The organism is Geobacillus sp. B4113_201601, assembly GCF_001587475.1.
Classification (GTDB): Bacteria; Bacillota; Bacilli; order Bacillales; family Anoxybacillaceae; genus Geobacillus; species Geobacillus icigianus.
The window spans coordinates 246,145-257,148 of the sequence record NZ_LQYX01000074.1; the positions used below are offsets into that span (position 1 = coordinate 246,145).

Below are 11,004 nucleotides of genomic sequence, written 5' to 3' on the forward strand. Positions count from 1 at the left end.
CCAAAGATGAGATCCGCGTTTTAAAAAAAGAAGGCCCTCGAAAAGTCGGTTGAACGACTTTTCGAGCCGGCCTCTTTTTGTTACATAATCCGTCCATAGATGGGATTGCGTGAGAAGCCCCCACTGCAAGCAGCCCGCAACGATGGGAAGCGGAGGGGGGTTCACCGGACTTCCAAGCGATCGACGACAAGTGATAAACGATTGACAAACGGAAGCCCCGTCCCTTGCTCAACGAGCACTTCCGGGCGATAGCGGACGACTAGCCGCGATGATGCCACATTGGGATTAGGAACGAAACCGGAAGGCTCCCCATTGCTTCCTTCGACCCGGCCGCGGAACGCATTGACCACCAATCCATAAATGTCTGTATCGGGGGCGGGGTCGCCGTTTCCACGGGCGAACAGCCCTCCGTCGATAGATAAGTACGAGCCGACGGCATAAATGGTAGCGCTGCTGTCGGTGTAAAAATATCCTTTCAAGTTTGCTTCCCCTCTCGGGTTATCAAATTCATTGATGCGGGCCAAATCGAGCTTTCCTTTCGACAACAGCACGACCCCTTTGTCCGCCCGCTCGATGCGGCTTTGATAAATTTCCGTTTTTCCCGTCACATAAACGCTGGCATCGAGTCTAACCTTACCGGTGATCCTCAAGTCGCCGAAAACGATAAAGTTTCCGTGTATGTTGATAAAATTGTTTTGCGGACCGTTGAGTTTCAGAGGGCCGTTGACAATTAGCCATTGGTTGACCCCTTTGTCTGTTTGAATGTCCACATCCCCGATCAGGTTGATGCCCCCATTAACGTAAAGCGGTTTGTCTTTCTTTTGCTTGATGATTTCAAGCGGATCGTTTCCGTTCAATTCGTTGAACCTGTCTTTCAGTTTGTTGGCTAATTGGTGCAGCGCTTCGGTTTTGTCCGCGGCTTCTTGAACAGCTTCCACTTCTGCAATATATTCGGGCGATGATGGTGAGAAGCCGGCTGCCTGCAACAGTTTATCGGCGACGGTCAGCTCAAAATCGACGTCCACAAAGTCTTCGTTGCTTGGCTGGAAGGACGGGGGCGGTTCCGTTGTTCCCCCCGGCCAGGACGACTCCCATTGATTCGTCATTTGAAAGCGGGCTTGCGTTTCGTCTGCCGTCCAGCAGCTCTTCTTTTGCCCGCACGCTTGGAAAGCCCCGTTTAAATACCAGACCGAAGAGTCGGAGAACCGCGGCATTCCGCTGTCATAGTTTTCGATTTTCAGTTCGTTCGTTCGGCTGACGTACGTTGTGGCGTTGCTGGCATACCCGGTTTCACCGGCGTAAACATCACCTTTTTCGATATAGACGCCTCCGTTTAATACGACAGCGCGGTTGGAGCCGAGCGCGTATTTTAAAAAGCTCGGCGTGTTGGTGACAAAAACGCGTCGGGCGACGGTCCGGGTTCGGTGCCCGTCATCGAACGATTTCTCTAATCTCAAGACGCGCAGAAACACTTGTTGCTTGTCGATTTGATACTGGTCGCTCTCGTCTTTCACCATCACTCCGTAGCGTTCCAGCAAGCGTCCGGCCATCGTTTTATCCCCGGGATTGGAGCTGTCAAGGCCGAGAAAATGATCCCATTCATTTGGCGAAAAAATGTGATGGCTCGTAAAAAAATTCGGATCGGACAATTCCGCTTTCAAATCGGCGACCGCCTCGTTCACTTCCGTTTTGGCCTTGTGGAGCGACTGCACATCATCAACGCGCACCGTCGCGAATCGGGCGTGTTGAAGGGAGACGGCGATGATCGTCAAGCCGAGCAAAAAAAAGACGGTGACGACCAAAAGGGTCGTAAGTAAACTGTAGCCTTGTTCAATCCGGCGCATGCTTCGTCCTCCTAAAATCCGAATTCAGTTTTGACGGTGAACGGTTGAACCGGAAAGGCGGCGCTTTCCCCATCCCGCACCGTAAAGGTCATCGTCAGCACTCCGCTTCGGCAAATGTTTTTTTGCCAGCGCGCGCAGCGAAACGAAAAAAACGACGTATCGTCCAGCTGAAAAGCGGGAGAGGTGACCGCCGCGCCATCGATCATCAGCTTGCCGCCTTTGATCTCCACCGACTGATAGGTTGGCTGTTCGGTTTCTGCGCGCGAGACGAGCCCGACTTGGTTGTTTGTTTGGAATTGTTCGTTTTTGATGAACCGCAGTTTGCGCAGCGTTTGGTTTTCTTGGCTTCGCTCGGCTTCAAGGCCGTCGGGCGCGAACGCGTACAGGGCATTCATGAGACGGGCGGCCACATAGTCGGCTTCGCTGCGCAATTCGTTTTCGATGCCGATATGCTGGTAGGCGCGAACGCCGCCAAGAAAGACCGCATACACGGCGCCGACGATAAGCATCGAAATCGTTATTGCCGCCAGCACTTCAACAAGCGTCATCCCCTTTTCACCGTCAGCGAATCGTTTCATCGGCAATGGCTCCTTCCACCCATGTGATGTCACGGTTTCGTTCTCCGAAGCGAACGAGCGTGTACAACTTAGCCATATATTGGCCGGCTTGTGAAGACAGAACGGCGGTTCGTTCGCTTTTCACGTCCGCTTGAAGCTGTTCCGGCAAAGAGCGAAACTCCGGGGAGGCGAGAAACGCGTCCCACCCTTCACGGTCGGCGCGGACGATATATACGGTGACGGCGTACGGGACGTCATTGACGGTCGGAGCGAGCTGCACGGCGCAGGCTTGCTGCGGATCGAGCGTTCCTTGCTGCGAGTTGGCGAAAAACAAAGACCGCAAAGCGTTGTTGCTGCAGCTTGTCTTTTCTAGCTTGAGAATGGGTTGGGTTTGCAAGTAGGTTTGCAGCGAAGCAAAGTTCGTATTTTTTTCGAAATAGTTCGCCGTCCCACGCGCCAGATTGATGGCGACCGTTCGCCGTTCATTGCCGGCTGTATAGGTCATGGCGTTGGTGAAAAACGAAAACAGACCGATCACCACCACCGACAGCAAGGCGATCGACAACAACGTCTCAACGAGGGTGAATCCAGCGGAACATCGGCAAACGAATCGATTCTGATCCACTATGATCGCAACCTTTCTTTCTATAAAACCTTCTTTCAAAATATGTAACTTTATTATACAATAAGTAAGAGTCGAATGTTGCAGATTTTTTCCTAAAAAAGGCCTTTTGTCATAGAAATGGGGGGGCGCGATGAAAGAGGCGCTGATGTATGCTGGTGCTTTTGTCGTAGCATTGTTGTTGATTTGGCTGCTTCCGCTTGGGTTTAGTCGTTTGGGCGGACTGATGGCGGTCGCTGTCGCGCTGCTCGCCGCCATTATGGCCGATATGGCGAGTTCCGTCATTCCGCTTTGGCAGACGGCCGCGTTGGTTCTCGTACTGTTGGCCGCGGCTTCGCTTTTGCTTGACCGCCGTTTGGGAGCGATTCTCTACCGGCGCAATGATTTTCGTGAAACAAGCTTTCAAGGCGAAAAGGACAAAGAGGCGAACGGGCACGGTGGTTCGCCCGCCGGTTCCGTTTTCTCGGCTGCTCCGCTGGCGGCGGCCCACTTGCACCAACCGCGGCTTTCCGCCGAACCGGACGGATTGCCTCCCAAACTAGAGGAGAGGAAAACGGAGGGGGCTCCCTCTTCTCCCATCGATTCGTTTGGGGAAGCGGCGGAGGAAGGGGAACCGTTCCTTGAGCCGCTTAAGGACGTTGAGCCATCGAGCGGGGAAGCGGCGCCGGCTTCTCCCGCTGATGAGCCGTTGGAACAAGCGATGATATTGCGCCGGGAAGAGGGCGAAGCCGCCTTCGAACCGCTGCGGCCTGCCGAGGAGACGGCGGTGTCTTCACGAGCAGATGGGTGGATGGAGGCGGCCGAAGAGGCGGTGCCGCTGTCCGAGTTCGCGGCTTCAGGCGTTGAGTCCGTTGAACCGCTGCGGCCTGCCGAGGAGACGGCGGTGTCTTCACGAGCGGATCGGTGGATGGAGGCGGCCGACGAAGCGGTGCCGCTGTCCGAGTTCGCGGCTTCAGGCGTTGAGTCCGTCGAACCGCTGCGTCGCGTTGCCGATTGGCTTGACGAATGGCCGGGTGCGGTGACGCCGGAGCTTGAGGCCGCGGTGCTTCGGAAGCAGGAAAATGATCCTCAAGAAGCTCTTCTTTTGAAAGTGGATATCGACGGCTGGGGAGACGAGGTCGGCCCGGATTTCGAAGAAGCTCGATCCGATTCGATGGCGTTGCTAGGTGATGTTCGCCATGACGGCGAAGAGCATCGGAAAGCAGGAGCGGCTGGCGGCGACGATGGCGCTACGGATGACCTTCTAGAGATCGGGGAGCAAGACGCGGACTGCGCCGCTGGGGGAGCGGGTGCGCTCGCTGGCGGAAGCGCTGCGGTGTCGCTCGCTGCTGAAGCGGCCGCTGTCAGCGAGCATTCAGCCGCTGAGCCGTCTCCGCCAGCGCCGATGGCCGGCGACGATCGTTCCGCTGAAGAAGAACGACCGGCTTTGACGGCCCTGCCGCGAATGGTTTCCGAAAAAGCGCAACTGGCGGCGGCTGAGTTGAGGTTGAGCCGCTCCCAGTTGACGAGCGAGGCGTATGAGCGGTGTCTGCACCAATGCCTGCAGGCTCCCCTCACTGACCGCGACTATTACGTATTCGCCCGCTTGCTGTTGGAACATTATGTGCTCGAGCGCCGGGCTGAGCCGCTAGCTGCTTGGCTCGATCAACTCGAGCGGCGCTTTTCGCCTTACCCGGCCATTGCCGCAGAACTAAGGCTCTGGCGGGAAATGGCTGCAACATTAGGAAGATCGTTGAGGTGAAGAAAATGAAAGCGAGTGCGCAAATCATCGGGCTGCCGATCATCAGCATCGCTGATGGGACACAAATCGGTGCCGTGAAAAACTTTGTCATCAATCCGGATAAAGGCTCGGTCGACTTTTTGACGGTCGAGCACGAAGACGTGCAAGTGAGCTTAAAAGCGATCCCGTTCAAAAAAATCGTCGGGATCGGAGAGTTCGCCGTCACGGTGGCCAGCGGCCATGATGTGATCGATTTATCGGAAATTCCGATCGCCAATCAGTTGGTCAACAAACAAATCCGCATCAAACAGACAAAAGCGATTACGCGCAAGGGGCAACTTCTTGGTGAGGTGCAAGAGTTTTTTCTAAACGAGGAAACCGGAGAGATTATCGGCGTGTCCGTTCGTCTGGAAAACGGCGAAGCGGTGCTGCCGTCCGCCCAAGTGCTCACGTACGGAAAAGAGATGCTGATCGTTGCCGATGATGCACAGACAGCGCTCCTTTCTGATGCGGCGCAGCTCATCGAGTTGGATGACAGCGAAAGCGGGATGAAGGAGAGCGACATTTCCGAACAAATGCAGGTCATGACAGAGACGGCCGAAAACGTGGAAGCGTTGGAATCGCTTCGCGAAAAACAAGTGGCGTTTCTTTCGGGAAAACGGCTGACCAAAGACATTTATGACATGAACGGCGAACTTTTATTCCAAGCGGGCACCGTGCTTTGCGAAGAGGACGTGCGCAAAGCGCAGGAAGCCGGCCCTAGCGTCATTGTCGACGTCTCGATGAACATTGAAGCCGAATGAAAAAGGGGGAGCTCGGAGTGAGAGCCGCTTCCATAGGGAAATTGTTTATCGTGATGGCGGTCTGCACAGTCTATTTTCTTTCATTTGTCCGTTTAGGCGTTTTGGCTTATGAATCGTTCGGCCCCGGCCAAGACCGTTATCGCCCGGGGACGTCGGTCGGTCCGATTTCGCTCGCCGGGATGACGCCGGCGGAAGCCCGGCGGGCGGTGGCCGATCGCGTGAACGACTGGCGGGCGACGGCTTCGATTCCGCTCCGCTATCAGGAAAAACAGGCGGAACTGTCGGCCGATCTCTTCACTTTTCGCTTGTCGGAAAGCACGCAAAACATTGTCAACGGGCGCTCTGTCCCGCTGCTTGCATTGGCCGATATGAGCGCTTGCCTCGAGGTCGTCGGCCGCCTTCTGCCGCCGGCGGCGCGAGACGCCTTGGATGTTCAGGAGCTGGAAAAGGATTTGGAAGCGGCGGCTTCCCAGCTGTCAGCGCCCAGCCAGCCGCTTGATTTGACCCGTTATCTCCCGGCTTCTGGAAAAGGGAAAACGGTGGTGAGCGAAGCGGCCGTTCCGATCCATGATGAAAGCCTTTCTCGTTTTCTTGCGTCCGAGCGCCGGCTTGCCGTCCGCGCCAATCAGCTCGTGTCGCTGCGCGCCATGATCGAACAAGCGGGCGGCGGATTGTCCGACCGCGCCGTCGAGGCGTTGGCATCGGCCGTGTATCGCGCCGTCCTTTCCACCAATTTTGTGCTGATGGAAAGATATGCAGGGAGCACGCTTCCGGACGGCATCACCCCGGGATTTGAAGCCAAGGTTGACAGCCAGCGCGATTTGCAATGGTTGAATTCAAATACGGTGGATTATACGCTCATTCTTCGCTATGACGGCCGTCAAGTGAAAGCGCTCATTCATGGCTGGCCGTTCGCCTACCAATATATCGTGCGCACGAGCCAACCGGAAGCGATCGCACCGCGCAAAATCATCCAGTATGATTCGCGGCTGGCTCCGGAGCAGTCCGTAGTCAAACAGACCGGGCGCTCAGGGTTGCTGGTAAAAGTGGAACGCGAGGTGCGTGACGGCGCCAAACTTGTCCGCCGGGAAACGGTGAGCGAAGACTTTTATCCGCCGGCTTACACGATTGAAGTTCGGGGGCTGAAAGTTCCGGAATCATCCGTCTCCGCGCCGGAAGAGGAAGAGCAGACGCCAGCGGAAGATGGTTCTAGAAATCAAAACAAGGATGAAGAAAGCGACCAAAAGCGGCCGCCGTCAGAAAACGGGCAACGGACGGACGGTGGCGACCAAGTGGATGAAGGTCGTTCAACCGATACGAAACAAAGCGGGGAAAGCGGGGGAAGCCGATGAACAAAAAACGCGAGCGAAAACGTCTCGGCGACTTGTTGGTGGAAGCGGGGTTAATTACGGAAGAACAGCTGGCGGAAGCGCTGCGGGAAAAAGCGCCAAAACAAAAGCTCGGCGATGCGCTGTTGCAGCGCGGCTATATCACCGAACAACAGCTCATTGAGGCGCTCGAGTTCCAGCTTGGCATTCCCCACGTCAGCTTGTACCGCTATCCGATTGATCCGAAAGCCACCAACCTAGTGCCGAAAGAGCTGGCCCGCCGCCATCTCATCATGCCCCTCAAAGTGGAAGACGATCGCTTGTTGGTGGCGATGGCCGATCCGCTCGATTTTTTTGCCATAGATGATCTGCGCTTGTCGACCGGCTTTCAAATCGAAACCGCGATCGCATCGAAGGACGACATTTTGCGTGCGATCAACAAATACTATGACATGGACGAGTCGTTTGATGACCTGCTTCCGGCTCCGCCGACCGAGGGGCGCGATGATGGAAAGGCGGCTGAAGACGATTCTCCGATCGTTCGTTTAGTGAACCAAATTTTGCAGCTTGCCGTCGAGCAGCGGGCAAGCGATATTCACATTGACCCGCAGGAGACAAAAGTGCTCATCCGCTATCGGATCGACGGCCTTCTCCGCACCGAGCGGGCGCTGCCGAAGCATATGCAAAGCATGCTGACGGCGAGGATTAAAATTTTGGCCCACATGGATATTACCGAACACCGCGTCCCTCAAGACGGGCGGATCAAAATGAACATCGATTTCCATCCTGTTGATCTGCGGGTATCGACGCTGCCGACCGTGTACGGGGAAAAAATCGTCATGCGCGTTCTTGACTTGGGCGCGGCGCTGAACGATATCGATAAGCTCGGGTTCAACGCCGTCAATTTGGACCGTTTCATCCGCCTCATCGAGCGGCCCAACGGCATCATTTTGATTACGGGCCCGACCGGCTCGGGAAAATCGTCGACGCTGTATGCGGCGCTCAATTATTTAAACAGCGAGCAGGTCAACATTATTACGATTGAAGATCCGGTCGAGTATCAAATTGAAGGTATCAATCAAATTCAAGTCAATCCGAACGTCGGTTTGACGTTCGCCCAAGGGCTTCGTTCAATTTTGCGCCAAGACCCGAACATCATCATGGTCGGCGAGATTCGCGACCGCGAAACCGCCGAAGTGGCGATTCGCGCCTCGCTCACCGGTCATTTGGTGTTAAGCACCCTTCATACGAACGATGCGTTAAGCACGATCACCCGGTTGATCGATATGGGCATTGAGCCGTTTTTAGTCGCGACCTCGCTCGCCGGGGTCGTAGCCCAGCGCTTAGTGCGCCGCGTCTGCCGCGATTGCCAAGAAGTGTATGAGCCGACGAAGCGGGAGCGGGACATTTTCGCCCGCCGCGGTATTGACGTTCAGCAGCTGGTCCGCGGCCGCGGCTGCCCGACGTGCAACATGACCGGCTACCGCGGCCGGCTCGCTGTCCACGAGCTGTTGGTCATTACTGACGAAATGCGCCGCATCATTTTAAACAATGAACCGTTCTCGAGACTGCGGGAGCTCGCCATCCAAAACAAAATGATTTTTCTGCTCGATGACGGGCTGCTGAAAGTGAAGCAAGGATTGACGACGCTTGAGGAAGTGCTCAAAGTGGCGATTTTGCATTGATGGGTGAGAGCAATGAAAGAAAAATTGGATACGTTGTTGCGCGCGGCGTTTGAGTACCGGGCGTCCGACGTGCATTTGACCGTCGGAGCGCCGCCGATTTTTCGCCTGAACGGCGAGCTGAGGCTCTACGGCCAAGAGCGGCTGCGCCCTGAGGACACGGAAGAAATGGCGCGCGCCGTCATCCCTGAAGCGCTTTGGCTGCAGTTCCAACAAACCGGGGAGCTTGATTTTTCCTATGGGATCGCCGGCGTGTCCCGGTTCCGCTTGAACGTGTTTAAACAGCGGTCCTGTGTTTCCTTGGCCGTTCGCCTCATCCCGATGCGCATCCCGACGTTGGAGGAGCTTGGCATGCCAAGCGTGCTGAAGCGCATCGCGGAAAAGCCGCACGGGCTTGTGCTCGTCACCGGGCCGACCGGCAGCGGCAAGTCGACGACGTTGGCCGCTATGATCGATTATATAAACAAAACGATGTCGAAGCATATTATTACGCTGGAGGATCCGATCGAATATTTACATAAACACGGGAAATCGATCATTGATCAACGCGAGGTCGGATTTGACACCGGCAGCTTTGCTTCCGGGCTGCGCGCCGCGCTTCGCCAAGACCCGGACGTCATTTTAGTCGGGGAGATGCGCGACTTGGAGACGATTCAAACTGCCATTACGGCCGCGGAAACGGGGCATTTGGTGTTGGGCACGCTCCATACGGCCAGCGCCCCGGCGGCGATCGAGCGGATGATTGACGTCTTTCCTTCGGCTCAGCAGGCGCAAATCCGCTTGCAGCTCGCTTCAGTGCTTGTCGCCATTATTGCGCAGCGCCTGTTTCCGAACCGAAGCCGAACCGGACGGGCGGCGGCGCTCGAAATTTTACTGAACAATGCCGCGGTCGCCAATCTCATCCGCAACGAGAAGGAACACCAAATCATCAACATTATGCAGACGAGCCGCAGTGTGGGCATGCAGACGATGGAAATGAGCGTCAAGGAACTGGTTGCGGCCGGGCGGATTGATGCGGCGGCAGTTGAAGTGTACTTAGCGGGGGAGCGTGAGAAAGATGGCGCAATTTAAGTACGAAGGGCGGGATAAGCAAGGAAGGAAAAAGTCGGGAGTGATCGCGGCTGCTTCCCGGAGCGAAGCCGCGCTCAAATTGCGGGAGAAAGGGGTTCGCCCGACGGTCATCGCCGAGGTGCCGCCGACGGTATGGAACAAGGAAATTTCCATCGGCCGCCCGGTCAAACTGCAGCATTTCGTCGTGTTTTTGCGCCAATTCGCCACCTTGGTGCGCGCCGGGGTGACGATCGTCGATTCGATTCGCATTTTATCGGAGCAAACGGAAAGCAAGGCGCTGGCGCGCGCGCTGCTCGACATGGAGCAGCATCTCCGGGAGGGAAATCCGCTGTCCGCGGCGGCGGCGAAGCATCCCCGCATTTTTCCGCCGCTGTTTGTCAATATGGCGCGGGCCGGCGAAGCGAGCGGGACGCTTGACGAAACGCTCGACCGGTTGGCCGACCATTTTGAAAAAGTGCATCGGACGAGGCAAAAAATCGTTTCCGCCCTCGCCTATCCGGTGGCCGTCGCCATCATCGCCACGGCGGTTGTCATTTTTTTGCTCGTCTCGGTCGTGCCGACGTTTGTTGACATGTTTGCTGATTTCCATGCCGAACTGCCGGCGATCACGAAGTTTGTGCTGAAAGCGAGCGCTTTTATGCAGCGCTATTGGTGGCTGGTGGCGCTGGGAGGGATCGGCGTTGGCGCGGCGTTCGCCGCTTTGCGTCGGCAAAAACGGACGAAATATTACTTGGATTATGTGGCCATGCGCCTTCCGATTTTTGGGAAGCTCATGCAAAAAGCGGCGCTCGCCCGCATGACGCGCACGCTCAGCTCGCTTGTCTCCAGCTCGGTGCCGATTTTAGAGGCGCTTTCCATCTCTGGACGCGTCGTCGAAAACGAAGTGATCGCCGCCGTGCTTGATGAGGCGCGCGCCGCCCTTGAGCGCGGCCGGTCGCTCGCTGAGCCGCTCCGCCGCCATTGGGCGTTTCCGCCGCTTGTCGCGCAAATGATCGCCATCGGCGAACAAACCGGTTCACTCGATGCCATGCTTGGCAAAGTCGCTGATTTTTACGAAGCGGAAGTCGACGCCGGCACCGACCGCCTGAAATCGCTTATCGAACCGCTGATGATCGTCCTGCTCGCCGGCGTCGTTGGGACGATCGTCACGTCGATCATCGTTCCAATGTACGATATCTTTAATCACATTCAACAATAATTCTTCTAAGAAAGTCTTCCTATTTTTGCAGTGATATTGTAGAATAATAGGGAAATCGTTCTAAATCACTCAATAGAAAGGGAGAGGAAAGGTATGTTCAAACGTATCCATTCAGCCCAATACTAGCGAGATTTTCAGAATCCAGCACCAATAGGGCATTTCCGGTATCGAAAACGCCC

At 56.0% G+C, this 11,004-nt stretch carries 9 protein-coding genes; 6 read left to right on the forward strand and 3 right to left on the reverse strand.

All coding sequences use genetic code 11. The features are described 5' to 3' along the window. Positions 1-161: 161 nt before the first annotated feature. The 3 genes from B4113_RS09905 to B4113_RS09915 are packed head-to-tail and all read right to left on the reverse strand — an operon-like array spanning position 162 to position 3,026. Positions 162-1,844 (reverse strand): hypothetical protein, encoded by a 1,683-nt coding sequence (locus B4113_RS09905; RefSeq protein ID WP_061912455.1) that lies wholly within the window; start codon positions 1,842-1,844, stop codon positions 162-164. Positions 1,845-1,855: 11 nt separating this feature from the next. Continuing rightward, on the reverse strand, positions 1,856-2,422 hold the full coding sequence (locus tag B4113_RS09910) for a PilW family protein (protein WP_061912456.1): 567 nt from the start codon (positions 2,420-2,422) through the stop codon (positions 1,856-1,858). Further along, positions 2,406-3,026 (reverse strand): prepilin-type N-terminal cleavage/methylation domain-containing protein, encoded by a 621-nt coding sequence (locus B4113_RS09915; protein ID WP_235597988.1) that lies wholly within the window; start codon positions 3,024-3,026, stop codon positions 2,406-2,408. Before B4113_RS09915 ends, B4113_RS09910 begins: the two co-directional genes overlap by 17 nt. 130 nt (positions 3,027-3,156) lie before the next feature. Between B4113_RS09915 and B4113_RS09920 the strand changes: the two genes are divergently transcribed. The 6 genes from B4113_RS09920 to B4113_RS09945 are packed head-to-tail and all read left to right on the forward strand — an operon-like array spanning position 3,157 to position 10,825. Further along, positions 3,157-4,764: a hypothetical protein gene (locus tag B4113_RS09920; protein WP_061912457.1), complete on the forward strand. Its 1,608-nt coding sequence runs from the start codon at positions 3,157-3,159 to the stop codon at positions 4,762-4,764. 5 nt (positions 4,765-4,769) lie between these two features. Next, on the forward strand, positions 4,770-5,546 hold the full coding sequence (locus tag B4113_RS09925) for a PRC-barrel domain-containing protein (protein WP_061912467.1): 777 nt from the start codon (positions 4,770-4,772) through the stop codon (positions 5,544-5,546). A gap of 17 nt (positions 5,547-5,563) precedes the next feature. Then, entirely contained in the window at positions 5,564-6,898 is a 1,335-nt protein-coding gene (locus B4113_RS09930) for a G5 domain-containing protein (protein ID WP_033844231.1), read from the forward strand. Beyond that, positions 6,895-8,559, forward strand: a complete 1,665-nt coding sequence (locus tag B4113_RS09935) for a GspE/PulE family protein (RefSeq protein WP_033844230.1) — start codon at positions 6,895-6,897, stop codon at positions 8,557-8,559. Before B4113_RS09930 ends, B4113_RS09935 begins: the two co-directional genes overlap by 4 nt. A 12-nt stretch (positions 8,560-8,571) precedes the next feature. Next, a complete protein-coding gene (locus B4113_RS09940) occupies positions 8,572-9,627 on the forward strand; it encodes a type IV pilus twitching motility protein PilT (protein ID WP_061912459.1) in 1,056 nt (351 codons plus the stop codon). Then, a complete protein-coding gene (locus B4113_RS09945) occupies positions 9,614-10,825 on the forward strand; it encodes a type II secretion system F family protein (protein WP_033844228.1) in 1,212 nt (403 codons plus the stop codon). Before B4113_RS09940 ends, B4113_RS09945 begins: the two co-directional genes overlap by 14 nt. The last annotated feature ends 179 nt before the right edge of the window (positions 10,826-11,004 follow it).

What these genes read in the sequence shown, in the direction of transcription:
- B4113_RS09905 (WP_061912455.1), bottom strand. Translation starts at nt 1,844, where the DNA reads ATGCGCCGGATTGAACAAGGCTACAGTTTACTTACGACCCTTTTGGTC.
- B4113_RS09910 (WP_061912456.1), bottom strand. Translation starts at nt 2,422, where the DNA reads ATGAAACGATTCGCTGACGGTGAAAAGGGGATGACGCTTGTTGAAGTG.
- B4113_RS09920 (WP_061912457.1), top strand. Translation starts at nt 3,157, where the DNA reads ATGAAAGAGGCGCTGATGTATGCTGGTGCTTTTGTCGTAGCATTGTTG.
- B4113_RS09925 (WP_061912467.1), top strand. Translation starts at nt 4,770, where the DNA reads ATGAAAGCGAGTGCGCAAATCATCGGGCTGCCGATCATCAGCATCGCT.
- B4113_RS09935 (WP_033844230.1), top strand. Translation starts at nt 6,895, where the DNA reads ATGAACAAAAAACGCGAGCGAAAACGTCTCGGCGACTTGTTGGTGGAA.
- B4113_RS09940 (WP_061912459.1), top strand. Translation starts at nt 8,572, where the DNA reads ATGAAAGAAAAATTGGATACGTTGTTGCGCGCGGCGTTTGAGTACCGG.
- B4113_RS09945 (WP_033844228.1), top strand. Translation starts at nt 9,614, where the DNA reads ATGGCGCAATTTAAGTACGAAGGGCGGGATAAGCAAGGAAGGAAAAAG.